This window comes from Methylobacterium variabile, assembly GCF_001043975.1.
Classification (GTDB): Bacteria; Pseudomonadota; Alphaproteobacteria; order Rhizobiales; family Beijerinckiaceae; genus Methylobacterium; species Methylobacterium variabile.
In genome coordinates this window covers 1-707 of record NZ_LABY01000520.1, presented here as the reverse complement: position 1 = coordinate 707, position 707 = coordinate 1, and the positions used below count along the sequence as shown (strand labels likewise).

Here is a 707-nt window from a genome sequence, read left to right as displayed (position 1 = left end):
GATGTCGAGCCGGTACATGATCCCGCTGGCAAAGCATCTCGCCCCTCATTTCGAGGTCTATGCTCCCGACCTGCCCGGCTTCGGACTGAGCGATAAGCCCCGCCGCGCGCTCACGGTTCGCGAGCTCGCGGATGCATTGGCGGCCTTCATGACAGCGATCGGGATGAAGCGTGCGGCCTTTGTCGGGAATTCGCTCGGCTGCGAGGTGCTGGTCGAACTCGCGCTGGTTCACCCCCAGCTCGTGGACCGCCTCGTGTTGCAGGGGCCCACGCCGGACCCGGAGGCGCGGAACCTGTTCAGGCAAGTGATTGGCTTCCTCGCCATCGCGCCGTTCGAGCGCTGGTCGCTCGCCTGGGTGGCGTTCTCGGATTATGCCCGTGCCGGCATCGGACGCTACATCATGACCTTGCGTAGCATGGTCGACAATCGCATCGGAGAGAAGGCGCTGCGGGTCGAGCAGCCAACGCTCGTGGTTTGGGGCACGCGTGACTACATCGTCCCCCATGCATTCGTCGTGGAGCCTCGCAGGCTCCCTGGCCCCGGGGCGGTCTTTCTGTCATTTCGGGGGGGGCCCACGGAATTAACTACTCCGCATCCCGGGGCCGTTCCCCGCCGTCCTTCTCCCCGTTCCTCCTTGGTTCGGGGGAGATGTCTTCCGCACGGAGCCGAAACCCGGCGGTCAGCGCATCGTAGCGCGTACTTCTATG

General features: G+C 65.1%; 1 protein-coding gene. It reads left to right on the top strand.

Translation table 11 applies throughout. The features are described 5' to 3' along the window. Positions 1-16 precede the first annotated feature (16 nt). Positions 17-707, top strand: a 691-nt coding sequence (locus tag VQ02_RS34275) for an alpha/beta fold hydrolase (protein ID WP_245239947.1), incomplete at its 3' end; no start/stop codon positions are given.